We start from the raw sequence: 26,317 nt of genomic DNA, 5'->3' as shown, positions 1-26,317 counted from the left end.
GTTTTGTCCGACCGTCAGGGAGGCGCTCCTGATTTTTACTTATGGAGGAAGGGACCCTAATGCCCTGGAGCAATCAGAGTGGTGGCGGCGGCTGGAAAGGCGGCGGCAACGGACCGTGGGGGCAGCCGCCCAGAGGGCCGCAGGGTGGCGGCGGCGGCAACGAGCCGCCAGACCTTGAGGAACTGCTCCGGCGCGGACAGGACAAGATCCGGCGGCTTCTGCCCGGCGGTGGCCGGCCCGGACAGGGCGAGCCAACCGGCATTCTGACGGCGCTGCCGCTGATCGCCGTGGCCGCTGTCGGTTTCTGGCTCTATCAGAGCATCTACGTGGTCCAGCCGGATCAGGTCGGCGTGGAGCTTCTGTTCGGCAAGGTCAAGCCGGAGCTCAACGAGCCGGGCATCCATTTTGCCTTCTGGCCGATCGAACAGGTCGAGACCCCGGCCCTGCTCAAGGAAAACCAGGAAGTGCTGGGCGGCGTCGCCGCCGGAGGCGCGGACTCCATCATGCTCTCGGGCGACCAGAATCTGGTCAGCGTCGAGTTTTCGGTGCTCTGGCGCATCTCCGATCCGATCAAGTATCTGTTCCGCGTCGCCGATCAGCCGGACATCGTCCGCAAGGTGTCGGAATCGGTGATGCGTGAGGTGGTCGGCCGTACCCGCGCCGACGAGTTCCGCACGACCGGCCGCGAAGCGGCGCAGACCGCGGTGCGCGAGCGCATCCAGGAGACGCTGGATTCCTACGACGCCGGCGTGTCGATCACGGCCGTCAACGTCACCCGCGCCGATCCGCCGCTCGAAGTGCAGGACGCCTTCGGCGAAGTGCAGCGCGCCCAGCAGGACCAGGACAAGTTCAAGCAGGACGCCCAGGCCTATGCCAACAAGCGGCTGGGCGAAGCGCGCGGCGAGGCATCGCAGATCCGCGAGGCGGCGCTCGGTTATCGCGATCAGGTGATCGCCGAGGCGACCGGTGGCGCGCAGCGCTTCACGTCCGTCTATCAGGAGTACGTCAAGGCGCCCGAGATCACGCGCGAGCGTATCTATCTCGAGACCATGCAGGACGTGTTCTCCAAGACCAACAAGGTGATCCTGGACAGCGGTTCCACGCAGGGCGTGCTGCCCTACCTGCCGTTGCCCGAAATCGGGCGTCCGACGACCCCCTCGACCACGGGAGCCGCCAAGTGATGCGCACGATCGCCTTGCCCTTCATCCTGATCGTCCTCGCGGTTGCCGCGCTGGTGACATACTCGGCGACCTTCATCGTCACCGAACGCGATCAGGCCATTCAGCTGCGTTTCGGCGAGATCCAGCGCGTGATCACCGAGCCCGGCATCTACTTCAAGCTGCCGACCAACATTGTCGATAGCGTGCAGATCGTCGACAAGCGTCTGAACACCATCGAGATCGACAACAACGTCGTGCAGGTGCGTGACAGCCGCCAGTATGTGGTGGACGCCTTCGCAGCCTACCGCATCGTCAATGCCCGCGCCTTCCGCGAAAGCGTCACCGGCAACATGACGATGGCGGAAATGCGTCTGCGCACCCGCCTCGATTCGGCGCTGCGCCGCGTCTACGGCACGCGCTCGTTCGGCGATGCGCTCTCCGAAGAGCGGGCGGCGATGATGCGCGAAGTGGCGGAGTTCGTCCGTCCGGAAGCGGCCAATCTCGGCATCGATATCGTCGAGCTCCGCATCCGCCGCACCGAGCTGCCGAACAACGTGCTCGAACAGACCTACGATCGCATGCGTTCGGAGCGTCTCGCCGAGGCGGCCGAGCTCAGGGCCGAGGGTACGCAGGAAGCCGCGCGCATCCGCGCCGAGGCCGACCGTCAGGCGACGGTTCTGCTGGCCGAGGCACGTCGTGACGCCGACATCCTGCACGGTGAGGGCGATGCCGAGCGCAACCGGATCTTCGCCGGGGCCTACGGCGCCGACAAGGGCTTCTTCGAGTTCTACCGCTCGATGCAGGCCTACGCGGCGTCGCTGACCAACGGCACGACCATGCTGCTCAAGCCCGACTCGGAGTTCTTCCGCTTCTTCGGCGGGCCGAGCGGGACGATGTCGAACGCGGCGGCTCCGGCCGCTCCGGCCCAGCCTTGAGCGACTTCCTGGTTGCCGTCGGCCTGATGGCCGTCCTGGAGGGGCTGCTGTACGCGGCAGCCCCTTCCCTGATGCGAAAGGGCCTCCGCCAACTGTTGGAAGCCTCTGACTTCTGGCTCAGGACCGGCGGCGTCGCCGCCATGGCGGTCGGTGTCGCCGTCGTCTGGGCGGTGCGGGGCGGCTGACCTGGCCGCCTGTCGTGCGCGGGTGGGGTTTGTCTCCATCCGTGAAACGGATTATGACTCCGCCGAATGCGTAGGGCGCGGTTGCTGATCGCGCTCATCCGGAACAGAGGCTTCACCGCCCTTGTTTCCGGCTTTGTTTTCTAGCGTCCTGGCGCTCCGGAAGATCTGGGACTTCGCGGGTGGACGCTCCAATGGAGGAAGACCGGCTATGGTCTCATGGAACAGGACGGTGCCGGATGTCGGCCGGCGGCGCGGATCGGGGCTCGCGGCGCTGACGCTGGCGGCGGCGCTCGCCTTTGGCGGTGTCGGCACGGCCTCCGCGGAGCAAGGGCCGGACTCGGTTGCCGATCTTGCCGAGAAGCTTATCGGCGCGGTGGTCAACATCTCCACCACCCAGACGGTGGCCGAGACGCGGCAGGTGCCACTGCCCCAGGTGCCGGAAGGCTCGCCTTTCCAGGACTTCTTCGACGAGTTCTTCGACAAGAACGGCAACGGCAAGGGCGGCGACCAGGGCGATGGCGCCGACAACGGCGACGGCGGCTCCGACGAGGGCAACGATCCGCGCAAGGTGCAGTCGCTCGGCTCGGGGTTCGTGATCGATGCCTCGGGCATCATCATCACCAACAACCATGTCATCGAGGATGCCGACGAGATCGTCGCCAACTTCTCCGATGGCAGCAAGCTGAAGGCCGAGCTGGTCGGGCGCGACGCCAAGACCGACCTCGCGGTGCTGCGCGTCAAGCCGGACAAGCCGCTCACCGCCGTCAAGTTCGGCGACAGCGAGCATATGCGCGTCGGCGACTGGGTGATGGCGATCGGCAATCCGTTCGGCCTCGGCGGCACCGTGACGACGGGCATCGTCTCGGCCCGCAACCGCGACATCAACTCAGGCCCCTACGACAACTACATCCAGACCGACGCCGCCATCAATCGCGGCAACTCCGGCGGCCCGCTGTTCAACGAACAGGGTGAAGTGATCGGCATCAACACCGCCATCATCTCTCCGTCGGGTGGCTCGATCGGCATCGGCTTCGCCATCCCCTCGGAGATCGCGGCCGGCGTCGTGGACCAGCTCCGCGAGTTCGGCGAGACGCATCGCGGCTGGCTCGGCGTCAATATCCAGGAAGTGACCGACGATCTTGCCGAGAGCCTTGGCATCGACAGGCCCCACGGCGCGCTGGTGGCCGGCGTTGCCGAGGGCGGACCGGCGGCATCCAAGCTCGAGCCGGGCGACGTCATCATCACCTTCGACGGGCATCCCATCAAGACCATGCGCGAGCTGCCGCGCCTCGTCGCCAACACGGCGGTCGGCAAGGAGGTGTCCATCACGCTCATCCGCAAGGGCAAGGAGCTGACGCTTCCCGTCAAGCTCGGTCGCCTGGAGGAGAGCGAGAAGGTGGCCGATGCGACCACCGACGAGCCGGCGGCCGAACAGCCCCAGAGCGAGACCAAGGTTCTCGGCTTGACGCTCGGCGATCTGGACGATGCCGCCCGGGAGAAGTATCGCCTCAACGCGGAGGTCCGTGGCGTCCTGATCAGCGGCGTCGATCCGGCGAGCGCGGCGGCCGAAAAGGGCGTCGCAGCTGGCGACCTGATCGTCGAGGTGGCGCAGGAAGAGGTTCTATCGCCCGACGACGTGACCAAGACCGTGGAAAAGCAGAAGGCGATGGGACGCAAGTCCGTGCTGCTGCTCATTTCCAACGGCACCGGCGACCTGCGCTTCGTCGCGGTGAAGATGGACTGACGTCCGGCGCCATTGCGAAAAAAAGAAGCGGCCGGTTCCTGACGGGACCGGCCGTTTTCTTGGGACGGAGGGAGTGCGCCGAAATCAGTCGCGCGGGCGGCGTATCAGCGCGATGTCGATGTTGCGCTCGGGATAGAAGTCGGTGGCCGTCAGCTCGAAGGTGGTCGGGCCGGTCTTCTTGACGCCGTTGCCGCAGAAGGACACAAGCGTTTCAGTGTCGCCCTTGTCGACCGTCAGGTGAAAGCGGCCGATGGTTCCGCCCCAGTTGGCGCCAGTGGTGAGCACGTAGGAAATCCAGCTCTCCTGGAGATAGGAGTTGGCGGTCTGCGCTGCATCGAGGCGCTTGGCGACGGCCCTGATGAAACCGTCATCGAAACAGTAGCGCTGTCTCTCCCGCTCGAAGTCTTCGCCGGCGAACGGGTTGTTCTCGTCGGGGCCGATGAAGGCGAGGCCGGCGGTGATGCCGACGCTGGGCGTATAGCTGTGGGCGACGCGCAGGTCGCGGCCGGCCGGAAAGGTAGTGCGCCACCAGTAGGTGGTCTTGAGCCGCCAGACCGGCACGTATTCCGTCGTCCAGCCGCCGCCGTCGTCGTATTCCATGGGAATGACGATGCCGCGCTCGATCCAGTCGGCGATCGTTTGCTTCGGCAAGGCGGCAAGGGCATCCGTGGTGGTCGCGCCAAAGGGCAGCAAGGGAATGTCGTGCTTCTTCAGGAGCTCGGTGACGTCGACGTCAACGGCGAAGGCGTGACGGTCGATTTCCGGCGTCACCGGCTGGTCATCGATCGTCACCGAGAAGTTCATGAAGTTGTCGGACTCGGGATTGGGGACGGAGACCATGAAGTCGCCGCTGCCCTCGATGTCCGGCATCGGAAAGGCAACCACCGTCGTCCTGTCACGGTCGCTGTCATTGTGGAAGACGTAGTCGACGCGCACTTCCTTCGGCGAGATGTAGAGATCCTCGCTCTGCATCTGGACGTTCTCGGCATAGACGAAGGTCAGCCCGCCGGCGGCCAGTTCCGCCATCGTGTCGTTGGCGTAGCCCATGACCGGCATCCCGGCGAAAGCGGCGGCCATTCCGAAGGCGGGCAGTTTCTTCATACGGCAACCTCGGCCTTGATGTGCGGATGCGGATCATACCCCTCGATGGCGACGTGCTCGAATCGGAAATCGCGAACGTCGGTTATCCCTTCGGCGAGCTTCAGCCGGGGAAGAGGGCGCGGTTCGCGGGTGAGCTGCAGCCGGCTCTGGTCGAGATGGTTCCGGTAGAGATGGGCGTCGCCGAGCGTGTGCACGAAGTCGCCGGGCTTGAGGCCGGTCGCCTGTGCCATCATGGCCGTGAGCAGCGCATAGGAGGCGATATTGAAGGGCACGCCCAGGAACACGTCTGCCGAGCGCTGGTACATCTGGCAGGAGAGGCGACCCTCCGCGACGTAGAACTGGATCAGGAGGTGGCAGGGCGGCAGAGCCATCTTCGGCACGTCCACCGGGTTCCAGGCGGTGACGATCATCCGGCGCGAGTCAGGGGAGCGGCGGATGGTCTCCTGAACCTCGGCGATCTGGTCGATGGTGCCGCCGTCCGGCTTGGGCCATGAACGCCACTGGTGGCCGTAGACGGGGCCGAGATCGCCGTTGTCGTCGGCCCACTCGTCCCAGATGGAAACGCCGTTGTCCTTCAGGTACTTGATGTTGGTATCGCCCTGAAGGAACCAGATCAGCTCATGCACGATCGACTTGATATGCAACTTCTTGGTGGTCAGGAGCGGGAAGCCCTTGGCGAGGTCGAAGCGCATCTGGTGGCCGAAGACCGACAGCGTACCGGTGCCGGTGCGGTCCTCCTTGGAGGTGCCGGTTTCGAGGATGAGGTTCAGGAGGTCGAGATATTGCTGCATGACTGTCCGCCGCGTGCGTTGGGCAGGAGAGACTAGACGGAGTCGCGCGCCGAGTCAGCCGTGGTCGCCTTGTCGTCGGCGGGAGGCGCTGGCGGCGGAACGGCGAAGTTGCGGGCGAGGGCGTGATAGACGCCCTCCGGCGCGATGAGGCTGGATATCTTGCCGGCGATCAGCGCCACCAGCATCAGCGGCAACAGCATGGAATGGTTGAGCGTCATTTCCTGGACGATCACCACCGAGGTCAGCGGCGCCTGCACCACGCCGGCGAGGTAGGCGCACATGCCCAGGAGCGCGATGGCCTGGACGGCATCGACGTTCAAGAGGTAGGCGACGTCGAGGCCGAGGCCGGCGCCGATGGACAACGACGGCGAGAAAATGCCGCCGGGAATGCCAGACAGCGTCGATGCCAGCGTCGCGAGGAGTTTTGCCGGGCCGTACCAGAGGCTGACATCGGCCGGTGTCTGGTGGATGGCGGCGCGCGCCGCCTCGTAGCCGGTGCCGCTCACGTCGCTGCCCGAGGCGAGTCCGAGAATGGCGACCAGAAGGCCGAGCAGCGCGGCGGTGACGATCGGACGGCGGCGGATGAACACGCCGAGCTTGCCGGGGACGCGGCGCGACCAGACGACGTTGATGCGATTGAACAGGCCGCCGAGCGCTCCGCCGACCACCGCCACCGCGGGAACGGCGATCCACGCGACGCCGGGCGCCAGCGTTACGTAGGAGGACCCGAAATAGGTGTAGTCGCCGAGCAGCATCTGTGCCGTCAGGCCGGCGAGCATCACCGTCATGATGACGATGCCGCTCGCCTTGCTGTCGAAGGAGCGACTGAGCTCCTCGATGGCAAAGACGATGCCGGCCAGCGGTGTGTTGAAGGCGGCGGCGACACCGGCCGCGCCGCCGGCCAGCAACAGCGACGAACGGCGGATGGAGGCGACACGGCCGGCCGCCTGCATGATGGCGGCGCCGACCTGCACCGTCGGTCCCTCGCGGCCCAGCGATCCGCCGGCAACAAGGCCTAGCAGCATCAGCAGTATCTTGCCGCCGGCGATTCTCAGCGAGACGAGGTGCCCCGAGGTCTCGGTCGATGGTAGCTTGCGGGCGGCGATCACCTGCGGAATGCCGCTGCCCTGCGAGCCGGGGAACCAGTTGCGGGCGAGAAGGCAGGAGAGCGCGAAGCCGGCGGGCGTCACGATGAGCGGTAGCCAGGGCCATGCGGCGACGCCGGCCCGGAATCCGTCCTGGGCGAGGTCGGCGGCGCGCGCCATCAGGACGGCCGCGACACCGACGCCGAGGCCGCCGACGAGGAACAGGATCTGGCGACGGAGGTGCGAGGCCTCGACGCGAGAGTAGCGGGCGTAGACTTTCGGCCGATGCAGTCGCAGCATGGGAACTCGCCGGTTTCGTGCTTTTCAGCGCTTCTATCGGACCTGAAGAGGGGGGCGGTCAAGGTTGGATGGTGCATGGCGGCGTCCCGCGATGGGGACGGATCGTTTGCCGCCTCTTCACAGGCGGGCCGCTACACCCTATATGTCTTCCTGCCGGAGCAATCCGGCTATGGTGATAAACGGACTGCGTAATAAACCATTCGGACCCGGGGGCGGTACCCGGCGCCTCCACCCAAGGCCTTGCAAGCCACCTTGTGGGCAAGGCCTTCGGCGGGGGCGAAATAGGATCGACGGGGGCGTAAAGGCGGCTCTTTCACTCGGCATTGTACCACCGTTATCGGGCTAACCTTATAGTTGCGAATGACAACTATGCTCCGGTGGCCGTCGCCGCGTAATGCGGTGCCCAAACTGGGAATCAAGCCCTAGGGGGTTGCACCTTTAGGCGGGGTTCGGAGGCACCTGGCAACAGAAGCCTCCACTCAACTCTCTCCATCATTGCCCTGTTTTGCGTGCTTTCGGCGATCTGCCGCGAAGCCGTTTACACTGTTGCGCCGGATGCTTTAAACTGACGGCCACGACGCGGCCCATCGGCCGACTGCGATTTCCTCAAGGCGGAGCCTCAATGCCCAAGGACATGATCCGTTACGACGTTCTGGCTCAGGAGGCCTTCCGCGGCCTTGTGAAGAAGGTGCTGGCGGAAGTGGCGCATGCCGGTCTGCCGGGCGAGCATCATTTCTACATCATCTTCGACACCCGGGCGCCGGGCGTGCGCATTTCCGCCCGCCTCAAGGAGCGCTATCCGGACGAGATGACCATCGTCATCCAACACCAGTATTGGGAGCTGGTGGTGAACGAGACCAGCTTCGAGATCGGACTCAGCTTCTCCGGCGTGCCCGAGAAGCTGGTGGTTCCCTTTGCCTCGGTGCGCGGCTTCTTCGATCCGTCCGTCGAGTTCGCCGTGCAGTTCCCGCTGGTGGACGAGAGCGGCAACGCCGCCGACATGCCCGAGGAAGGCCCGCTCCGGGCGATCGGTCCGGCGAGTGGCGAGGCGAAGATCGCATCGCGTCCGCCCAGAGGGCAGGCCGCCAAGGAGCCAGCCGCCAAGCCGGAAAAGCCCGCCGCCAAGGCGCCAGAAGAGCAGAAGCCGGCCGATGAGGCAGGCGAGGAACACGCGGGTGGACCGACGGTCGTTTCGCTCGACGCCTTCCGCAAGAAGCCCTGATCCGGCGATGGGCGAACTGGTCAACCTCCGTCGGGCGCGCAAGGATCGCGACCGTCGCCGCCGCGAAGACGAAGCGGCGGAGAATCGCGTGAAGTTCGGCCGTACCAAGGCGGAGAAGCAGACGGCCAAGGCGCAGGATGCGCTGGAGGCGCGCCGCCTCGACGGCCACCGTCTCGATTCCCCCGCCGATCCGGAGCCGTCGCCGGACACCTCCTCATGAACGTCAAACGGTCGCTGTCGCTGGCCGGGCATCGGACCAGCCTCGCGCTGGAGCCCGAGTTCTGGGCGGCGGCGGAGAGCCTCGCCGAGCGGCGCGGCCTGAGTCTGGCGGGCTTGGTTCTCGATATCGATCGGGCGCGTGGCGAGCGCAACCTGGCGAGCGCTGTCCGCGTGGCGGTGCTGGCCGATCTCAGCGTCTCGCCCGGCGTTCCCGGGCGCACACCTTCCTCCTGAGTTTTCTCGATTGGGCGTATCTTGGTCGACCTGTCCCTGCACATTCTCACAGCGCTGTTCTTCGCCGCGCTGATCGCCGGATTCATCGATTCCATCGCCGGTGGCGGTGGCCTCATCACCGTGCCGGTGCTGATGCTGGCCGGTTTCACGCCGCTGCAGTCGCTGGGCACCAACAAGCTGCAGGCGCTGTTCGGCTCGGCCTCGGCGACGCTCGGCTATGCGAGGGCGGGGCAGGTCAATCTCCGCGCGCAGTTGCCGATGGCGCTGATGTCGGCTGGCGGCGCGGTGTTGGGCGCATTTCTCGCCACGGTGCTACCGGGCGACTGGCTGCAGATCGCCATGCCGATCATGCTGATCGTCATCGCCGTCTACTTTGCCTTCAAGCGTGGCCTCAACGATCTGGACCGCCACGCGCGGATCACCCCATTTCTGTTCACGCTGACCTTTGTGCCGCTGATCGGCTGCTACGACGGTCTGTTCGGGCCGGGCACCGGCTCGTTCTTCATGCTGGGCTTCGTGTCGCTGGCGGGCTTCGGTCTGCTGAAGGCGACGGCGCATACCAAGATGCTCAACTTCGCGAGCAACATCGGCAGCTTTTTCGTGTTTCTCGCCTCCGGGGCCATCTTCTGGAAGCCCGGGCTCGTGATGGGCGCCGGTCAGTTCCTCGGTGCGCAGCTCGGATCGCGTTTGGCCGTCAGGGGTGGCGCCAAGATCATCCGGCCGCTTTTGGTGATCACCTGCATCTGCCTGGCGATCAAGCTGATGGCCGATCCGGCCAATCCCGTGCGCGTGTGGGTGATGGGGCCGTAGGGGAGCCCCTATATTGGCGGATTGCTTCTTTCTGGCCGAGGTCCCTGCGCGAAGGCGCAGGATCTCGGGACGAGAAAGCGAGCGGCTGGTATCGGTCGTCCCGATAGGTAGGCCTAAACGGCCGCGAACTCCTCGCGGGTGAAGCCTTGCAGGTAGAGAACGGCAGTGAGGTCGCCATGGCGGATCGACACCTGGGCCGCCTCCGCCACCTTGGGCTTGGCGTGGAAGGCGACGCCGAGGCCGCTTTCGTTGATCATGTCGAGGTCGTTGGCGCCGTCGCCGATCGCCACCGTCTCGTGGTGGGCAAGGCCGCGCGCCTCCCGGAGCTCGATCAGCGTGGAAAGCTTGGCCGCCTTGCCGAGGATCGGCTCGGCAACGAGACCCGATAGCCGGCCATCCTCGGTCAGGAGGCAGTTGGAGCGATCCTCGTTGAAGCCGATCATGTCGCGGATGCGGTCGGTGAACAGGGTGAAGCCGCCGGAGACCAGGGCGGTATAGGCGCCGTGCGCCCGCATGGTGCCGATCAGCTCGCGGCCGCCCGGCGTCAGGGTGATGCGCTCGCGCAGCACCTCATCGACGACGGCGATATCGAGACCCTTGAGAAGGGCGACGCGCTCGCGCAGCGCCGGTTCGAAGGCGATCTCGCCGCGCATGGCCCGTTCGGTGATGGCGGCGACGTGCTCCTTGAGGCCGACGAAGGCGGCGAGCTCGTCAATGCATTCCTGGCCGATCATGGTGCTGTCCATGTCGGCGACCAGAAGCTTCTTGCGCCGACCCTCGACTTCGATCACCGCGAAATCCACGGCTGCGTCGCCGACAACCTCGGCAACGCGATGCACCGCCTCGCTGTGCGAGAGGTAGTCGCCGACGGCGATGTCGGCGGCGATCCCGTCGGCCAGCACCTTGTGGGCGTCGCCGCCCAGGCGCCGCGACACGCTGACGATCAGGCTATCGGTCACTTGCGGATTGGCCGGAGATGAGACAAGCGTTGCGACGAGCGACATGGGAGGCTCCAGACGTGACGGCGGAGACGGTAGAAAGGCGCGCGGTTCTGATAGCCGGACCGACGGCGAGCGGCAAGTCGGCTCTGGCGCTGGCGATCGCCGAACGCTGCTACGGCGTGGTGATCAACGCCGATTCGATGCAGGTTTATCGCGAACTCCGCATTCTGACGGCGCGACCGTCGCCGGAGGACGAGGCGCGTGCGCCGCACCGCCTCTACGGACATGTCGACGGCAGCGACGGCTATACCGTGGCGCGTTACATCCAGGACCTTGAACGCACTCTGGACGAGACGGCTGGACGGCCGGCAGTGATCGTTGGCGGAACCGGGCTCTATTTCAACGCCATGACGCAGGGGCTGTCCGACGTGCCGCCGATCGACGAGAAGGTTCGCGCCTTCTGGCGCGAGCGGGCGCGGTCGATCAGTCCGGCGGCGCTGCATCGGGAGTTGGCCGTCGTCGATCCGACGCTGCATGGCCGCCTTCATCCCAACGATACGCAACGCGTTCTGCGGGCTCTCGAGGTGGCTGACAGTACCGGGCGGCCGCTGTCGGAGTGGCAGGAAAAGCGCTCGCGACCGGCGATCCCCGGCGCAGGCCTTGCCCGCGTCGTCATGGCTCCGGCCCGCGACTGGCTGCATGCGCGTATCGACGAGCGATTCCGCGCCATGGTGGCCACTGGTGGGCTCGACGAGGCGGCGGCCTTTGCCGCCCTTCACCTCGATCCGGCGCTGCCGGTCATGAAGGCGATCGGCCTGCCGGAAATGATGGCGGCGGCGCGGGGCGACGTCCCGATCACGGAGGCCGTCGAAGCGGCGATTACCGCGACTCGGCAATACGCCAAGCGACAGGAGACCTGGTTCCGCAATCAGATGCCCGAGTGGCCGCGCCTCGACCCCGAGGCGTCGCGACATTTTCTTGCGGTCGTCGACGATATCGCGCAACGAATGAAATAGGCTCTTGACCGGTCCGGCCACTACCGCTAGTTTGCGCCCCATTCCGGGGTTGTCCCGGCATCAGAGCCAGAGGGCGGCATGCGTTCCCTTCTCGTAGTACTTAGATGGCGCACCGTGTCGGAGGTCTCTCGCTGAGGCCTGCCGGGTTTTCATGGTGCGCGAAAGTCAGGTCCCTCTCGGGGCCTTTTTTATTACCTGAACAACGCAACGATTTCCCCGGGACAACGGGACGAGAGCTTGAGGTAACAGGCGATGACACGGCAGATGACAGGCGCGGAGATGGTCATCCAGGCGCTGATCGATCAGGGCGTCGACACCATTTTCGGCTATCCCGGTGGCGCGGTGCTGCCGATCTTCGACGAACTGTTCCAGCAGGAAGAAGTTCGCCACATCCTCGTTCGTCATGAGCAGGGCGCCGGCCACGCCGCCGAGGGCTATGCCCGCTCCACCGGCAAGGTCGGCGTGGCGCTCGCCACCTCCGGTCCCGGCGCCACCAACATGGTGACGGCGCTGACCGATGCGCTGCTCGACTCGATCCCCATGGTGTGCATCACCGGCCAGGTTCCGACGACCTTGATCGGCACCGACGCCTTCCAGGAGGCCGATACCGTCGGCATCACGCGGCCCTGCACCAAGCACAACTGGCTGGTCCGCCGCATCGAGGACCTGCCGGGCATCCTGCACGAGGCCTTCCGCATCGCCACCACCGGCCGTCCCGGCCCGGTGCTGGTCGACATCCCCAAGAACATCCAGTTCCAGACCGGCACCTACGAGAACTGCAAGGGCAAGGCGCTGACGCAGTATCATCCGGCGGTGAAGGCGCCGGACGCGGCGATCCGCGAGGCGGTCGAGCTGATGGCCGCCGCCAAGAAGCCGATCCTCTACACCGGCGGCGGCGTCATCAACGCCGGTCCGAAGGCGGTGGCGCTGCTGCGCGACTTCGTCAAGATGACCGGCTTCCCTATCACCTCGACGCTGATGGGGCTCGGCGCCTATCCGTCGTCGGGCAAGAACTGGCTCGGCATGCTGGGCATGCACGGCACTTACGAAGCCAACCTCGCCATGCACGACTGCGACGTGATGGTCTGCGTCGGCGCGCGCTTCGACGACCGCATTACCGGCCGCATCGACGCCTTCTCGCCCAACTCCAAGAAGATCCACATCGACATCGACCCGTCGTCGATCAACAAGAACGTGGTGGTCGACCTGCCGATCGTCGGCGACGTCGGGCAGGTTCTCGAAGACATGATCGCCGCCTGGAATGCCCGCAAGCCGGTGCAGGACAAGGCGGCCCATGCGGCCTGGTGGAAGCAGATCGACGGTTGGCGGGCGAAGAAGTGCCTGACCTACCGCCCGTCGGCCGAAGCAATCATGCCGCAGTACGCCCTCGAACGGCTGCATGCGCTGACCAAGGACCGCGATACCTACATCACCACCGAGGTGGGCCAGCACCAGATGTGGGTGGCGCAGTATTACGGCTTCGAGGAGCCGAACCGCTTCATGACGTCGGGCGGTCTCGGCACCATGGGCTACGGCCTGCCGGCGGCCATCGGCACCCAGCTCGCCCATCCCGGCGCGCTGGTGATCGACGTGGCCGGCGATGCCTCGATCCAGATGAACATCCAGGAACTGTCCACGGCGGTGCAGCACAATGCGCCGGTCAAGGCGTTCATCCTGAACAACCAGTACATGGGCATGGTGCGGCAGTGGCAACAGCTGCTGCACGGCAACCGGCTCAGCCATTCCTACGTCGACTCGCAGCCCGACTTCGTGCGTCTGGCCGAGGCCTATGGCGCGGTAGGCATCCGTTGCTCGAAGCCGTCGGAACTCGACGACGCCATCGAGGAGATGATCCGCATCGACCGTCCGGTGCTGTTCGACTGCCACGTGGTCAGTCTGGCCAACTGCTTCCCGATGATCCCGTCGGGCAAGGCGCACAACGAAATGCTTCTGGGCGCCGACGTCTCCGACGAGGAGATCGAGACGGCCATCGGCACCGCCGGCAAGGTTCTGGTGTGAGGCGTGGCATCTAGCCCCTCGCATCCTTCGCAACGCTTTATCGGAATTGACATCATGATGATCGTCGCAGGTCAGTCCCAGTCCGCCTATTTCCTGGAAGAAGAGCTACCCTCCACCGAGCGCAGCCATACGCTGTCGGTGCTGGTCGACAACGAGCCGGGCGTTCTCGCCCGCGTCGTCGGCCTGTTCTCGGGGCGCGGCTACAACATCGAGAGCCTTACCGTCTCGGAGATCGAGCACGCCAGCCACATGTCGCGCATCACCATCGTGACGACGGGCCGTCCGCCGGTCATCTCTCAGATCATGCACCAGCTCGGCCGTCTGGTGCCGGTGCACAAGGTGATCAACCTTACATGGGCCGGCGACGCGCTGGAGCGCGAGCTGGCCTTGGTCAAGGTTGCCGGAAAGGGCGAGATCCGCGACGAGGCGCTGCGCCTCGCCCAGGCTTTCAATGCCCGCATCGTCGACGCCACGCTCGACAGTTACGTGTTCGAGATCACCGGTGCGCCGGCCGACATCGACCGCTTCGTCGGCCTGATGAAGGAATGCGGCCTGGTGGAGCTTGCTCGAACCGGCCTCGCGGCTTTGGCTCGCGGCAAGGCGGGCATCTAGCGGATCTGGCTCCGACGCCTGCGTCCGCGGGAGTTCGTCTTCCCGGCAGGCGTCGGAGCCGCCACAAGTCGGCAGTCGGGCCGGTATCTTGGTCCGGCGTTTTGCTCAGAGGACGTCATGCCTTCCTTCTTCGTAGTACTTGATTGGCGCACCGTGTCGGAGGTCTCCATCTGAGGCCTGCGGTCAGTCATGGTGCGCGAAACACAGGTCCCTCACGGGGCCTTTTTTATTGTCCCCCCATTCCGAGGTAACGGCGATGACACGGCAGATGACAGGCGCGGAGATGGTCATCCAGACGCTGATCGACCAGGGCGTCGACACCATTTTCGGCTATCCCGGCAGCGCGGTGCTGCCGATCTTCGACGAGCTGATCCAGCAGGATGAGGTCCGCCATGTCCTCGTCCGTCACGAGCAGGGCGCCGGGCATGCCGCCGAGGGCTATGCCCGCTCCACCGGCAAGGTCGGCGTGGTGCTCGTCACCTCCGGGCCCGCCATTGCCAACATGGTGACGGCGCTGGCCGATGCGCGGGCCGACTCGATCCCCATGGTGTGCATTACGGGTCAGGTTCCGACGACGCTGATCGGCACCGACGCTTTCCAGGAGGCCGATACCGTCGGCATCACGCGGCCCTGCACCAAGCACAACTGGCTGGTCCGCCGCATCGAGGACCTGCCGGGCATCCTGCACGAGGCCTTCCGCATCGCCACCACCGGCCGCCCCGGCCCGGTGCTGGTCGATATCCCGAAGAACATCCAGTTCCAGACCGGCACCTACGAGAACCGCAAGGACAAGGCGCTGACGCAGTATCGTCCAGCGGTGAAGGCGCCGGACGCAGCCATTCGCGAGGCGGTGGAGCTGATGGCGGCCGCCAAGAAGCCGATCCTCTACACCGGCGGCGGCGTCATCAACGCCGGTCCGAAGGCGGTGGCGCTGCTGCGCGACCTCGTTCAGATGACCGGTTTCCCGATCACCTCGACGCTGATGGGCCTTGGCGCCTATCCGGCGTCGGGCAAGAACTGGCTCGGCATGCTGGGCATGCACGGCACCTTTGAAGCCAACCTCGCCATGCACGACTGCGACGTGATGGTCTGCATCGGCGCGCGCTTCGACGACCGCATCACCGGTCGCATCGACGCTTTCTCGCCCAACTCCAAGAAGATCCACATCGACATCGACCCGTCGTCGATCAACAAGACCGTCATGGTCGACCTGCCGATGGTCGGCGACGTCGGCCATGTGATCGAAGACCTGATCTCGGCATGGACGGCTCGCGAGCCGGTGCGGGACATGGCGGCGCTTGCGGCCTGGTGGAAGCAGATCGACGCTTGGCGGGCGAAGAAATGCATGACCTATCGGCCGTCGACCGAGGCGATCATGCCGCAATATGCCATTGAGCGGCTGCATGCGCTGACCAAGGGTGGCGACACCTACATCACCACCGAGGTGGGCCAGCACCAGATGTGGGTGGCGCAGTATTACGGCTTCGAGGAACCGAACCGCCTGATGACGTCGGGCGGTCTCGGCACCATGGGCTACGGCCTGCCGGCGGCGATCGGCACCCAGCTCGCCCATCCCGGTGCTTTGGTGATCAATGTGGCGGGCGACGCTTCGATCCAGATGAACATCCGGGAATTGTCGACGGCGGTTCAGCACAATGCACCGGTCAAGACGTTCATTCTGAACAACCGGCATCTGGGCATGGTGCGCCAGTGGCAGACGCTGTTTCACGGCAACCGCCTCAGCAACTCCGTTGCTGACGCGCAACCGGATTTCGTGCGCCTCGCCGAGGCCTATGGCGCGGTGGGCATCCGCTGCTCGAGGCCGTCGGAACTCGATGACGCCATCGAGGAGATGATCCGTATCGATCGGCCGGTGCTGTTCGACTGCCGTGTCGTGAATCTCGCCCACTGCTTCCCGATGGTCCCCGCCGGCGGGGCGCATAACGAGATGCTGCTGGGCGCCGACGAGGAGAATGAGATGGTCGGCGGTGGCGCCGACAAGGTTCTGGCGTGAGATGCGGCGATGACGTTGGAACTCGATCATCTGTTCGTGTTCGTCGAACCTGAGGACGTGGCCCCGGGCGGTGGCGTGTTCGAGGCTCTCAAGGCGCTCGGCCTCGAACCGTCGTTCACGCGTCGGCACGTGGGGCAGGGCACGGCCAACCTGTGTTTTGCCTTCGACAACGCCTATCTCGAACTGCTCCACGTTGCCGACGCGGATGAGCTGAGAACGTCGCCGCTTGGCCGCGCCGGCTTTGCCAAGCGGGCTGCGTGGAGGGAAACCGGCGCTTCGCCCTTCGGTATCGCCGCGCGCGGCGGCCGGTTGTCGGGTGACAGCTGGGAGTATCGAAACCCGCAGTTTCCACCGGGTGTGTCGATCGCCATTTCCGCCGAGAGCGATGATTTGGCGATGCCCTTCGTCTTCTCGTCGCCGGGAACGGCGGCGCCGACCGCGTGGACGGACGGGCGGGCAGGGCGGCGGCAGACGGCGGCCGGCTTCTCGCGTCTCACCATCGAGCGCCTGACGCTTCCGAAGCCGCCGGTGATGGGCGGCGCGCTCGACGCCTTCCACCGCGCCGGTCTCATCGAGGTTCTGGAGATCGCCGAGGGCGAACCGAACATGCTGATACGCCTGGAACCCGGCCGGCGGCTCCGGCTGCCGGCGTTCACCCCCACCTGATGGTTGCTTGTGCCATACGGGCCGGCGGATTATCGTCGCGCGTCCCAACGTAGGCTCTCGCGATGTCCCACACCAAACTCTCCGTCAACGTCAACGCCATCGCCCACCTGCGCAATCGGCGCGACCTTCCCTGGCCGTCGGTGATCGGCCTCAGCCGCATCGCGCTGGAAGCGGGCGCCGCCGGCATCACGGTGCATCCGCGTCCGGACGAGCGGCACATCCGCAGGACCGACGTGTTCGCCTTGCAGGAAATGCTGAGAACCGACTGGCCGGGCCGCGAGTACAACATCGAAGGCTATCCCACCGAGGATTTCCTGAAGCTTTGCGAAGCGGCGCGCCCCGACCAGGTGACGCTGGTGCCGGACATGCCCGGCCAGAACACCTCCGACCATGGCTGGGACTGCGTCGCCAACCAGTCCTTCCTGTCGGATGTGGTGCGGCGCATCCAGGGCGAGGGCATGCGCGCCTCGATCTTCGTCGACGCAGACCCGACGCAGGCGGCGGCAGCCGCGCTCACCGGTACGCGACGGATCGAGATCTACACTGGGCCCTACGGCCATACGTTCGATCCCGCCGAACAGCGGGCGCGGCTTGAGGACGTGGCGGTCACCGCCGAGGCGGCGGTGAAGCTCGGCATGGCCGTCAACGCCGGCCACGACCTGACGCTCGACAATCTGCCGCCGCTGGTGAAGCGGACGCCGCACATCGCCGAGGCGTCGATCGGCCACGCCGTGATCGCCGACTGCATGATCTATGGCATGGCGGAAACGGTGCGCCGCTATCGCTGCGCGCTGGGTGACTCCGACGCTTGAACGATTGATATTTCGGGGAGCCTCTTTCGGCCTGAGGTCCTGCGCGTAGGCGCTGGACCTCGTGCAGAAAGGGGCAAGGGGGCGATATAGCGCTCCCTTCGCAATGCTTCCTTACTCCGCGGCCGCCTTCATCTCTCCAGCCAGTGCGAAATCCACCGCGGCGGCGGCGTGGATCGCCGTGCTATCGAAGCCGGGGAGAGGCAAGGCATTGGGGTCGAGCAACAGGCAGATTTCGGTGCAGCCGAGAATGACGGCGTCGCAGCCGTCGTCCTTGGCCTTGGCGATCAGGTCGAGGAAGGCGGCGCGGGACTCGTCGCGAACGACGCCGGCGCAAAGCTCGTCGAAGATCACGTCGTGAACGACGGCGCGTCCGGCCTCGCCGGGCGTGGTCATGGCAAGGCCGTGGGCGGCCATGCGGCGGGCGTAGAAGCCATGCTCCATCGTGTAGCGTGTGGCGAGCAGCAGCGGCCGGCGAACCCCGGCGGCGGAGAGCGCCTTGGCCGTTTCGTCGATGATGTTGAGGAGCGGGATCTTGACGGCTTCGGCGACCTCGTCGGCGACAAGGTGCATGGTGTTGGTGCAGATCAGCACGCAGTCGGCGCCGGCCCGCTCAAGCCCTTGGGCGGCCTCGCCGAGATGGGCCGCGGCGGCATCCCAGCGGCCGGCCTTCTGCAGGTCGACGACGTCCTGGAAGTCGACCGAATGCATGACCAGCTTGGCCGAGTGCAGGCCGCCCAGGCGGGTCCGCACCGCTTCGTTGATCATCTGGTAGTAGACGGCGGTGCTCTCGAAGCTCATGCCGCCGATGAGGCCAATGGTGCGCATGACAGTTCCCCTTGTCGCGATGGCCGATCATAGCTCCGGCTCGGCGCAAGGCGTTTGCAAGCGTCAGCGCTCGATGGCGAATGTGCGCAATTATGTAGCGCTATCACGTCATATCGTGCAAAATAGACGCGCAGTCTTTGCTAGATGAAGGAATCGGAGGCGCATGCTTGACGAGCGCGATCGCAAACTCCTGGAGCTGCTGCAAGGCGACGCCGGGCTTTCGGTGGTCGATCTCGCCGACCGGGTGGCGCTGTCGGTCTCGGCCTGTTCGCGGCGCATCCAGCGGCTGGAGGCCGAGGGCTATATCGCCCGCCGTACCGTGGTGCTCGACCGTGCCAGGCTTGGCGTGCCGACCACCGTTTACGCTCTGATCCGCACCGCCCATCATTCGGCAGAGTGGATGGAGCGCTTCGCCGCCGTCATCGCCGACATCCCCGAGGTGGTGGAGGCGCATCGCCTCACCGGCAACGTCGACTACATCCTGAAGCTCGCCCTGCCGCGCGTCGAGCACTACGACGTCATCTACAAGAAGATCGTCCGCAAGGTGGAGCTGTTCGACGTCAGCGCCGCCATTTCCATGGAAACGCTGAAGGATGGCGCTCCACTGCCGGTCGACTATGCGTCGTGACGGCTTGCCGATGACAGCGGAGCGCATCATCCGATCATCGGCCGTTCGATGCCGAACCAGAGGCAGGAGTTGGATAGGTCGACGAAGCGGCGCTCGTCGGCCGTGATCTCGGCCACGGCCGCCAGCCCCTCGGGCGTCGAGCGGATGGCGCGGTAGTCGTCGAGGTTCTCCCACCAGAGCTCTCCGAAGCCGTCGAAGTCGATGGCCAGCGTGCCGCGCGCCTGTCGGAGCATCTCCTGGACCGGATCGTCGATTTCCACCGTCGTCTGGATGTAGCGGCGAATGCGCAAGGGCGCTGCGAGGCTGGTCACTAGCGGCCCGTGCACCTCGCGCCAGTAGCGGTCGAACTCGGCGTGATCGAGCGAGGGCAGGCGGCGGGCAAACATGGTCATCTTCAGCATGATGTGTCCTTTCAAGCGGGATGACGGCCATGCTAGGGTCTGACACATGTGTCAGGGTCAAGGGGCTGTCCATGCAGATCGGCGAACTGTCGCGGCGCACCGGCGTCAGCGTTCGGATGCTGCGCCACTACGAGGCAAAGGGGCTGATTTCGCCTGAGCGGACGGCATCGGGTTATCGCGCTTTTACCGTCGCCGACGTCGCCGTCGTGCGACGCATCGTCGTGCTGAGCGAGGCCGGGTTGACGCTGTCGTCCATTCGCGCCCTGCTCCCATGTGCGCGGGGCGCCCTTTCCGGCGAGGCGCCTTGCCCGGCCTTCCGGGCCGGTGTGCGGGCGAAGATCGCCGATATCGATGCCAAAATGGACGCACTGGCCGAAAGCCGCCGTATCCTGAGCGAATGGGCTTGAGGGCTGCTGCCGTTTGTTGTCGTTAACATCGGTCAATCTGCGGTTCAGGGAGCGCAGAATGATTGGTCTTTACGATATTTCCGTGCCGGTGTTCGGCCGCTATCTGGAGCGGCTCGACGGGCTCGTCATCATCGCGGCGGCGCATGCGGCCGATAACGATTTGCCGGAGGAGGCGCTGCTTCAGTCGCGCCTCGCGCCGGACATGTTGCCCTTCGAGGCGCAGGTGCGGATCGCCGCCCGGTTTCCGCTCCGGGCGCTCGGTCCGCTGGTGCCGCGCCTGCCGGACCTCCGTTTTTCAGAGGCCGCGTCCTTCGCGGCGCTCAGGGACGATATCGCCGCCGTCTTCGGGGCGTTGTCGCGGCTGACGCCGGACGACCTCGACCGGCGAGACGCGGAGATCGTCACCGACCGGGCTGGCCTCGCGGACATCGAACTGCCGGCGGCGCGCTTCGTCGTCGAATACGCGCTGCCCAACATGCTGTTCCACCTCACCACCGCCTACGCCATCGCCCGCTGGGAAGGCGTGAAGCTCGGCAAGGCGGATTTCGACGGGTGGCACAGGTACTGAAGGCTCACTCCGGCCCGATCATCCGTTCCGGCCTGACCAAGGCGTCGAACTCGGCGTCGGTGACGTAGCCGCCGCCGACGGCTTCCTCGCGCAAGGTGGTGCCGTTCTTGTGCGCCGTCTTGGCGATCTTGGCGGCGATGTCGTAGCCGACCTTGGGGGCGAGGGCGGTGACGAGCATCAGCGAGCGGCCGAGGGCGGCCTTGATGTTGTCCTCGCGCGGCTCGATGCCGACGACGCAATTGTCGGTGAAGGAGATGGCGGCATCGGCCAGCAGCGTCACCGATTGCAGGAAGTTGTAGGCCATCACCGGGTTGTAGACGTTGAGCTCGAAGTGGCCCTGGCTGCCGGCGAAGGTCAGCGCGGCGTGGTTGCCGAACACCTGCACGCAGACCATGGTCAGCGCCTCGCACTGCGTCGGGTTGACCTTGCCGGGCATGATCGACGAGCCCGGCTCGTTCTCCGGCAGCGACAGTTCGCCGAGGCCCGAACGCGGGCCGGAGCCCAGGAGGCGGATGTCGTTGGCAATCTTGAACAGGCTCGCCGCGACCGTGTTGAGGGCGCCGTGGCTCATCACCATGGCGTCATGGGCGGCCAGCGCTTCGAACTTGTTGGGCGCCGAGGTGAAGGGATGGCCGGTCAGCACGGCGACGCGGGCGGCGATCTTCTCGGCAAAGCCCTTGGGCGCGTTGAGGCCGGTGCCGACGGCGGTGCCGCCCTGGGCGATCTCCATCAGCATCGGCAGCGTCTGCTCGATGCGCTTGATGCCGTTCTCCACCTGCTTGGCGTAGCCGGAGAACTCCTGCCCGAGGGTCAGCGGCGTGGCGTCCTGCGTGTGGGTGCGGCCGATCTTGATGATGTCGGCCCAGCTCTTCGCCTTGGCGTCGAGCGCCTTGTGGAGGTGGTGCAGCGCCGGCAACAGCTTCTCGATCACCTCGGCGGCCGCGGCGATGTGCATGGCCGACGGGTAGGTGTCGTTGGACGACTGGCTCATGTTGACGTGATCGTTGGGATGCACCGGCTTCTTGGAGCCGAGCGTGCCGCCCAGGATCTCGATCGCCCGGTTGGAGATCACCTCGTTGGCGTTCATGTTGGTCTGGGTGCCCGAGCCGGTCTGCCAGACGACGAGCGGGAAGTGGGTGTCGAGCTTGCCGTCGATCACCTCCTGCGCCGCCGTGACGATGGCCTCGCAAAGTTTCGGATCGAGCTTGCCGAGATCGCGATTGACCTCGGCGGCGGCGCGCTTCAACACGCCAAGCGCCTTGACGATGGCCTTGGGCTGCTTCTCCCAGCCGATCTTGAAGTTGCCGAGGGAGCGCTGCGTCTGCGCGCCCCAATAGACCGATGCGTCGACGTCGATGGGACCGAAGGTGTCGGATTCGATACGGGTGGACAAACGCGAACTCCCCTGTCTTGCCTGTCGTCCGAGGCGGCGGGACGTTAGGCGATTTTCATCAGGGATTCCACCCATGCCTATGGAGAAAGGCGGCGGTTTCACCGAAATGTGGTTGTGGCGGAGAGGCGCTTGACAAGGCGGACAGTCGGAACTAAAACACGGGAACCGTACCGTACGGTACATTGTTTTCGACCCAAAGACAGAGAGCGATCGCTTCATCATGGAGCCCTTCACCCCCCGCCAGAATGCCGTGCTGGAATGCGCGCTGCAGCTCTTGGTCGCAGGCGGCGAGCGGGCGTTGACCACCGCCGGGCTCGCCCGCGCGGCCAACTGTTCCAAGGAAAGCCTCTACAAGTGGTTCGGTGATCGTGACGGCTTGCTCGCCGCGATGATCACCTATCAGGCGAGCAAAGTCAGGACGCCGGGGCCGCGCGAGAGTATTCCGACGCTCGACGACTTCAGTCGAAGCCTCGTGGTGTTCGCCGAGGACCTGATGGGCGTGCTCGGCGGCGACGTGTCGCTGGCGCTCAATCGCCTCGCTATCGGCCAGGCCGATCGCGACGGTGCGCAGCTCGGCGCGCTGGTGCGCGAGCATGGTCGGTTGCCGATCGAGACCCGCGCCCGTGCCTTGCTCGAACTGGGGCGTCGGCACGGCTACCTCAAGTTTTCCGACACGCATGAGGCCTACGAGACGCTCTACGGCCTTATCGTGAGGGACAATCACGTCCGCATGCTGCTCGGCGAGTCGCCGGCGGACCTTTCCGAAGATCGGCCGCGACGGGCGCGGCTGGCCATCTCGCAGTTTTTCCGTCTCTTTGGGCACGGCGCCCAGGACATCGAGTAACCCGATTTCATCTGTGAAATGACGGCCGGCGGGGGTCGGCCGTTCCAAGAACGCCAGTGGCGAGGAAGGACAACAACATGCGTGTCTATTATGATCGTGATGCCGATCTCAACCTGATCAAGGGCAAGAAGGTCGTCGTCGTCGGCTACGGCTCCCAGGGCCGCGCCCATGCGCTGAACCTCAAGGATTCCGGCGCCAAGGAGATCGTCATCGGTCTGCGTCCGGGTTCGGCGACGGCCAAGAAGGTCGAGGCCGACGGCCTGAAGGTCATGTCGGTGGCCGAGGCCGCCAAGTGGGGCGACTTCCTGATGATCGCCACGCCGGACGAGCTGCAGGCCGACATCTATCGCGACGAGATCGCCCCGAACATCCGCGACGGCGCCGCCGTTGCCTTCGCCCACGGTCTCAACGTACACTTCGGCCTGATCGAGCCGAAGGCGACCCTCGACGTCGTCATGATCGCCCCGAAGGGCCCCGGCCACACGGTGCGCGGCGAGTACCAGAAGGGTGGCGGCGTGCCCTGCCTCGTTGCCGTGGCGCAGAACGCCTCGGGCAACGCCCTTGAGCTGGCTCTCTCCTACGCCTCGGGCGTTGGCGGCGGTCGTTCGGGCATCATCGAGACCACCTTCAAGGAAGAGTGCGAGACCGATCTGTTCGGCGAGCAGGTCGTCCTCTGCGGCGGTCTCGTCGAGCTGATCCGCAACGGCTTCGAGACGCTGGTGGAAGCCGGCTATGCGCCGGAGATGGCCTATTTCGAGTGCCTGCACGAAGTGAAGCTGATCGTCGACCTCATCTACGAGGGCGGCATCGCCAACATGAACTACTCGATCTCCAACACCGCCGAGTGGGGCGAGTACGTCTCAGGTCCGCGCATCATCACCTCGGAGACCAAGGCCGAGATGAAGCGCGTCCTGAACGACATTCAGTCGGGCAAGTTCACGTCCGAGTGGATGCAGGAGTACAAGGCCGGCGCCGCCCGCTTCAAGGGCATCCGCCGCAACAACGACAGCCACCAGATCGAGGCCGTCGGCGAGAAGCTGCGCGCCATGATGCCGTGGATTGCCAAGAACAAGCTGGTCGACAAGGCCCGCAACTGATCGCCTGAGGCAATCCACGCTTTATGCCTTGCGCCGGGCGGCAAGCCGCCCGGTCACGGGGTATTGCCTGGGAACAAGCTGGTCGACAAGGCCCGCAACTGATCGCCTGAGGCAATCCACGCTTTATGCCTTGCGCCGGGCGGCAAGCCGCCCGGTCGCGGGGTATTGCCTGGGAACAAGTTGGTCGACAAGGTTCGCAACTGATCTTGGAGTTGGCAACTCGTGGTCTGTTCCTTGCGTTGCTTGTCCTGATCGAGCGAACGCAAGGTTCGAGATAGCTTGGCGCGTTAGGTCTACGAGACGAAGCCGGAAATCCTCGAGGTTTCCGGCTTTTTCGTTTGTTCTTCGGGGAGGGCAACCTTCCGAAGCTCTCGTTATTTGCGACTGCTTGGCTCGGGAAGATATGCGTATTTCTGCAACTCTAATTTAGGGATGCAACCGAAAATAGATCTCTGAGTAAATATAGCTTAATTCGAATGTTCTCCCTGTTAATAACTCGGAAATGGAAATATTTCTATTCTTCGCCCAGGGGTAGCCAAGACTGCCTAGTTCCGGGACCGCGAAAAATGAAGATCCAAGGAAAGCTCTACACGATCGTTGCCGTTCTGGGTGTCATCGCCATTGGCGTTGCGCTGCTCGGCATCCGCCTCATGCAAGGCTACAACCAACAGGTCGATGCCTTCCAGCTCGCCTCGCAGCGCGCCTATGACGGCGAGCATCTCAACCGTCTGATCACGGCTGTCGTCATGGACTCACGCGGCATCTACGCCGCAACCGATGTCGAGAAGGCCAAGCCCTTTGCCAGCGGGATCGCCAAGAATCTCAAGGCGATCGACGAGTTGTTGGGTGAGTGGTCGTCCCGCGTCCCGGCCGATCGCAAGGCGGCGTTCGACGCCGTGGTGGCCAAGGCCAAGGAGTTCCAGACCTTCCGCACCGAGACGGCTCGTCTGGGTACCGAGGAGTCGCCGGCCGCCGCCAACGAGCAGGGCAACAACGACGCCAACCGCAGCAACCGCAAGCAGTTGCAGGCCGACGTCGACAAGCTGGTCGACCTGGACCGGCAGGATCTCGACGCGGTGCGCGCTTCGATCCACGACTACTATGTCGCCGGCCGTCAAACTCTGATCATCTTCGCCATCGTCGGCATCCTGGCCGGCATCGGCATCGCCTCCTGGATCGGAACGGCCAAGATCGCCGGCCCGCTCAAGCGCGTCAACGGTGCGCTCTCCGGCCTGACCCAGGGCAAGATGGACGTCGCCATTCCCGAGAAGATCGGTCGCGACGAGATCGGTCTTCTGTGGAGCACCGTCGGCACCTTCCGTGACACGCTGGTCGAGACCGAGCGCCTCAAGGCGGCTCAGGCGGATGCGGATGCACAGCGGCGCGCCGAGCAGAAGGCGCTTCTGGACCGGCTGGCCCGCGACTTCGAGACCGAGGTGGGCGAGGTGATCGCCGCCGTGACGCAGACGGCGCAATCGACGCTCAAGGCCGCCGAAGTAATGGTCGCCGATGCCGAGGACACGTCCGGTCGGTCGATGGCGGTCGCCAGCGCCTCCGAGCAGACCTCTGCCAATGTGCAGGCGGTGGCGGGCGCGTCGGAAGAGCTGTCGTCGTCGATCGCCGAGATCGGCCGGCAGATCGGCGAAGCGTCGACGTTGATTGGCGCCGCCGTCGAACAGGCTCGCCTGACCGACCATGACGTGCGGTCGCTGGCCGACAGCGCCTCCAAGGTCGGCACCATCGTCGCCATGATCCAGGCAATCGCCGAGCAGACCAACCTTCTGGCCCTCAACGCCACGATCGAGGCGGCGCGGGCCGGCGAGGCGGGACGCGGCTTCGCCGTCGTTGCCTCCGAAGTCAAGGCGCTGGCCAGCCAGACCGCCAAGGCGACGCAGGACATCGAGGCGCAGATGGGCACTATTCAGGGCGCCACGCAGCAGTCGGTGGAGAAGATTGCCGACATCTCCCGCCGCATCGCTGAGCTCGACCACATCACCTCGTCGATTTCCGGCGCCGCCACCCAGCAGAATTCCGCGACCGGCGAAATCGCCCGCAACATCTCCGAGGCGGCCGTCGGCGCCGCCGAGGTGGCACAGACCATCTCCGGTGTCCGGACCACGGCCGAAAAGAGCGGCGCCGCCTCGCGCGATCTCTTCGACCGCATGTCGCACCTCGCCCAGCAGTCGGCGGCACTGGAGCAGAAGGTCGCGGCGTTCGTCGGCACCATCCGCGCCGCCTGAGAGCCTGACTGGAAATTCTACTGGGATGCGGCATCTAGCTTAGTCTTC

Annotated in this window: 27 protein-coding genes and 1 other RNA gene; 21 read left to right on the top strand and 7 right to left on the bottom strand. The window is 65.5% G+C overall.

Annotated elements, in window-relative coordinates; genetic code table 11:
- Positions 1-59: 59 nt before the first annotated feature.
- From hflK to M4J40_RS04465, 4 genes are all read left to right on the top strand, one after another.
- Positions 60-1,181 carry an FtsH protease activity modulator HflK gene (gene hflK, locus M4J40_RS04480; RefSeq protein ID WP_251752454.1) on the top strand — a complete coding sequence of 374 codons (1,122 nt, stop codon included), beginning with the start codon at positions 60-62 and terminating at the stop codon, positions 1,179-1,181.
- Positions 1,181-2,095, top strand: a complete 915-nt coding sequence (gene hflC, locus M4J40_RS04475) for a protease modulator HflC (protein WP_251752565.1) — start codon at positions 1,181-1,183, stop codon at positions 2,093-2,095. The genes hflK and hflC overlap by 1 nt, the downstream gene beginning before the upstream one ends.
- On the top strand, positions 2,092-2,280 hold the full coding sequence (locus M4J40_RS04470; RefSeq protein ID WP_251752453.1) for a DUF2065 domain-containing protein: 189 nt from the start codon (positions 2,092-2,094) through the stop codon (positions 2,278-2,280). Before hflC ends, M4J40_RS04470 begins: the two co-directional genes overlap by 4 nt.
- Before the next feature lie 208 nt (positions 2,281-2,488).
- Positions 2,489-4,024 carry a DegQ family serine endoprotease gene (locus M4J40_RS04465; RefSeq protein ID WP_251752452.1) on the top strand — a complete coding sequence of 512 codons (1,536 nt, stop codon included), beginning with the start codon at positions 2,489-2,491 and terminating at the stop codon, positions 4,022-4,024.
- An 84-nt stretch (positions 4,025-4,108) separates the two neighbouring features.
- Here M4J40_RS04465 and M4J40_RS04460 read toward each other — a convergent pair whose 3' ends face one another.
- The 3 genes from M4J40_RS04460 to M4J40_RS04450 are packed head-to-tail and all read right to left on the bottom strand — an operon-like array spanning position 4,109 to position 7,301.
- Positions 4,109-5,125 (bottom strand): DUF4424 domain-containing protein, encoded by a 1,017-nt coding sequence (locus tag M4J40_RS04460; RefSeq protein ID WP_251752450.1) that lies wholly within the window; start codon positions 5,123-5,125, stop codon positions 4,109-4,111.
- Complete coding sequence (locus M4J40_RS04455) at positions 5,122-5,916, bottom strand: thymidylate synthase (protein WP_251752448.1); 795 nt, start codon at positions 5,914-5,916, stop codon at positions 5,122-5,124. The genes M4J40_RS04460 and M4J40_RS04455 overlap by 4 nt, the downstream gene beginning before the upstream one ends.
- A 32-nt stretch (positions 5,917-5,948) precedes the next feature.
- Positions 5,949-7,301, bottom strand: coding sequence for a chloride channel protein (locus tag M4J40_RS04450; RefSeq protein ID WP_251752446.1), 1,353 nt, complete (start codon positions 7,299-7,301; stop codon positions 5,949-5,951).
- Positions 7,302-7,413: 112 nt separating this feature from the next.
- On the opposite strand from M4J40_RS04450, the gene ssrA reads away from it, so the two are divergent.
- From ssrA to M4J40_RS04425, 5 genes are all read left to right on the top strand, one after another.
- Positions 7,414-7,781: a transfer-messenger RNA gene (gene ssrA, locus M4J40_RS04445) on the top strand.
- A 142-nt stretch (positions 7,782-7,923) separates the two neighbouring features.
- A complete protein-coding gene (locus tag M4J40_RS04440; protein WP_251752445.1) occupies positions 7,924-8,523 on the top strand; it encodes an SspB family protein in 600 nt (199 codons plus the stop codon).
- A gap of 7 nt (positions 8,524-8,530) precedes the next feature.
- Positions 8,531-8,743, top strand: a complete 213-nt coding sequence (locus tag M4J40_RS04435) for a DUF4169 family protein (protein ID WP_251752443.1) — start codon at positions 8,531-8,533, stop codon at positions 8,741-8,743.
- Complete coding sequence (locus M4J40_RS04430) at positions 8,740-8,976, top strand: ribbon-helix-helix domain-containing protein (protein ID WP_251752441.1); 237 nt, start codon at positions 8,740-8,742, stop codon at positions 8,974-8,976. Before M4J40_RS04435 ends, M4J40_RS04430 begins: the two co-directional genes overlap by 4 nt.
- Positions 8,977-8,997: 21 nt before the next feature.
- A complete protein-coding gene (locus M4J40_RS04425) occupies positions 8,998-9,786 on the top strand; it encodes a TSUP family transporter (RefSeq protein ID WP_251752439.1) in 789 nt (262 codons plus the stop codon).
- A 113-nt stretch (positions 9,787-9,899) separates the two neighbouring features.
- Here the strand turns inward: M4J40_RS04425 and serB are convergent, their stop codons facing one another.
- Complete coding sequence (gene serB, locus M4J40_RS04420; protein WP_251752436.1) at positions 9,900-10,790, bottom strand: phosphoserine phosphatase SerB; 891 nt, start codon at positions 10,788-10,790, stop codon at positions 9,900-9,902.
- Positions 10,791-10,804: 14 nt separating this feature from the next.
- Between serB and miaA the strand changes: the two genes are divergently transcribed.
- The 6 genes from miaA to M4J40_RS04390 all read left to right on the top strand — a co-directional run bounded on the left by miaA (position 10,805) and on the right by M4J40_RS04390 (position 17,866).
- Positions 10,805-11,743, top strand: a complete 939-nt coding sequence (gene miaA / locus M4J40_RS04415; protein ID WP_251752435.1) for a tRNA (adenosine(37)-N6)-dimethylallyltransferase MiaA — start codon at positions 10,805-10,807, stop codon at positions 11,741-11,743.
- A gap of 252 nt (positions 11,744-11,995) precedes the next feature.
- Positions 11,996-13,762 (top strand): acetolactate synthase 3 large subunit, encoded by a 1,767-nt coding sequence (locus tag M4J40_RS04410; RefSeq protein ID WP_251752433.1) that lies wholly within the window; start codon positions 11,996-11,998, stop codon positions 13,760-13,762.
- A 54-nt stretch (positions 13,763-13,816) separates the two neighbouring features.
- The gene (gene ilvN, locus M4J40_RS04405; protein WP_405030716.1) at positions 13,817-14,374 is read left to right on the top strand and encodes an acetolactate synthase small subunit; all 558 of its coding nucleotides are present in this window, start codon (positions 13,817-13,819) and stop codon (positions 14,372-14,374) included.
- A 256-nt stretch (positions 14,375-14,630) separates the two neighbouring features.
- Positions 14,631-16,388 (top strand): acetolactate synthase 3 large subunit, encoded by a 1,758-nt coding sequence (locus M4J40_RS04400; RefSeq protein WP_257235094.1) that lies wholly within the window; start codon positions 14,631-14,633, stop codon positions 16,386-16,388.
- A gap of 9 nt (positions 16,389-16,397) precedes the next feature.
- The gene (locus M4J40_RS04395) at positions 16,398-17,054 is read left to right on the top strand and encodes a VOC family protein (protein WP_251752432.1); all 657 of its coding nucleotides are present in this window, start codon (positions 16,398-16,400) and stop codon (positions 17,052-17,054) included.
- A 62-nt stretch (positions 17,055-17,116) separates the two neighbouring features.
- The gene (locus M4J40_RS04390; RefSeq protein ID WP_251752430.1) at positions 17,117-17,866 is read left to right on the top strand and encodes a pyridoxine 5'-phosphate synthase; all 750 of its coding nucleotides are present in this window, start codon (positions 17,117-17,119) and stop codon (positions 17,864-17,866) included.
- Positions 17,867-17,977: 111 nt separating this feature from the next.
- Here M4J40_RS04390 and M4J40_RS04385 read toward each other — a convergent pair whose 3' ends face one another.
- Positions 17,978-18,691 (bottom strand): aspartate/glutamate racemase family protein, encoded by a 714-nt coding sequence (locus tag M4J40_RS04385; protein ID WP_251752429.1) that lies wholly within the window; start codon positions 18,689-18,691, stop codon positions 17,978-17,980.
- 163 nt (positions 18,692-18,854) lie between these two features.
- On the opposite strand from M4J40_RS04385, the gene M4J40_RS04380 reads away from it, so the two are divergent.
- Positions 18,855-19,319, top strand: a complete 465-nt coding sequence (locus tag M4J40_RS04380; RefSeq protein ID WP_251752428.1) for an Lrp/AsnC family transcriptional regulator — start codon at positions 18,855-18,857, stop codon at positions 19,317-19,319.
- Between the two features lie 26 nt (positions 19,320-19,345).
- Here M4J40_RS04380 and M4J40_RS04375 read toward each other — a convergent pair whose 3' ends face one another.
- Positions 19,346-19,720 (bottom strand): EthD domain-containing protein, encoded by a 375-nt coding sequence (locus tag M4J40_RS04375; RefSeq protein ID WP_251752427.1) that lies wholly within the window; start codon positions 19,718-19,720, stop codon positions 19,346-19,348.
- Positions 19,721-19,749: 29 nt separating this feature from the next.
- Here M4J40_RS04375 and M4J40_RS04370 point away from each other — a divergent pair, with 29 nt between their 5' ends.
- Positions 19,750-20,127 carry a MerR family transcriptional regulator gene (locus tag M4J40_RS04370; RefSeq protein WP_311134066.1) on the top strand — a complete coding sequence of 126 codons (378 nt, stop codon included), beginning with the start codon at positions 19,750-19,752 and terminating at the stop codon, positions 20,125-20,127.
- A 58-nt stretch (positions 20,128-20,185) separates the two neighbouring features.
- Positions 20,186-20,695 (top strand): DUF1993 domain-containing protein, encoded by a 510-nt coding sequence (locus M4J40_RS04365; protein WP_251752426.1) that lies wholly within the window; start codon positions 20,186-20,188, stop codon positions 20,693-20,695.
- 4 nt (positions 20,696-20,699) lie between these two features.
- Here M4J40_RS04365 and fumC read toward each other — a convergent pair whose 3' ends face one another.
- Positions 20,700-22,163: a class II fumarate hydratase gene (gene fumC / locus M4J40_RS04360; protein ID WP_405030715.1), complete on the bottom strand. Its 1,464-nt coding sequence runs from the start codon at positions 22,161-22,163 to the stop codon at positions 20,700-20,702.
- 145 nt (positions 22,164-22,308) lie between these two features.
- Between fumC and M4J40_RS04355 the strand changes: the two genes are divergently transcribed.
- The 3 genes from M4J40_RS04355 to M4J40_RS04345 all read left to right on the top strand — a co-directional run bounded on the left by M4J40_RS04355 (position 22,309) and on the right by M4J40_RS04345 (position 26,269).
- Positions 22,309-22,932, top strand: coding sequence for a TetR/AcrR family transcriptional regulator (locus tag M4J40_RS04355; RefSeq protein ID WP_251752424.1), 624 nt, complete (start codon positions 22,309-22,311; stop codon positions 22,930-22,932).
- Between the two features lie 77 nt (positions 22,933-23,009).
- Positions 23,010-24,029 (top strand): ketol-acid reductoisomerase, encoded by a 1,020-nt coding sequence (ilvC, locus tag M4J40_RS04350; protein ID WP_251752423.1) that lies wholly within the window; start codon positions 23,010-23,012, stop codon positions 24,027-24,029.
- 566 nt (positions 24,030-24,595) lie between these two features.
- Positions 24,596-26,269: a methyl-accepting chemotaxis protein gene (locus tag M4J40_RS04345; protein ID WP_251752422.1), complete on the top strand. Its 1,674-nt coding sequence runs from the start codon at positions 24,596-24,598 to the stop codon at positions 26,267-26,269.
- Positions 26,270-26,317 lie beyond the last annotated feature (48 nt).

The organism is Pleomorphomonas sp. JP5, assembly GCF_023721815.1.
GTDB lineage: Bacteria > Pseudomonadota > Alphaproteobacteria > Rhizobiales > Pleomorphomonadaceae > Pleomorphomonas.
The sequence above is the reverse complement of the archived record's forward strand: the minus strand, read 5'-3'. Positions and strand labels throughout refer to the sequence as shown.